This window comes from Corallococcus sp. AB049A, assembly GCF_003668885.1.
GTDB lineage: Bacteria > Myxococcota > Myxococcia > Myxococcales > Myxococcaceae > Corallococcus > Corallococcus interemptor.
Genome location: NZ_RAWL01001506.1, coordinates 1 through 342 on the forward strand (window position 1 = coordinate 1; position 342 = coordinate 342).

General features: G+C 70.2%; 1 pseudogene. It reads right to left on the bottom strand.

The features are described 5' to 3' along the window. Window positions 1–285: pseudogene (locus D7X55_RS42760) on the bottom strand (hypothetical protein); the annotation flags it as partial. Between the last annotated feature and the right edge of the window lie 57 nt (window positions 286–342).

A 342-nucleotide genomic window follows, 5' to 3' on the forward strand; every position in this document is an offset into this window, starting at 1 on the left:
CAGCGGCTCCGGCACCAGCCACAGGCTGAAGTACACCGCCCCTGTCATCACCAGCAGCGACACCGTCGCCTCGGGGTCCACCATCCCCTCCAGGGCTTCGGCCGTCTCCTCCCATACCGAGTCCAGCGCGATGCGGAAGGCCAGCGCCCGCTTGCCCTCCTCATCCAGCGTCAGCCCCCGCTCCAACAGGTGCAGGCAGTCTCCGGACAGCCGCTTGCGCACGCACCAGCGCCCGTAAGCGGCCTCCAGCTCCGAGCCACCTTGCGACACGCGAACGCTGTTCACGGACACGACGCCCAACGAGGCTCGTGGACGCTTCGGCACCGGCGCACCGCGCGCCAG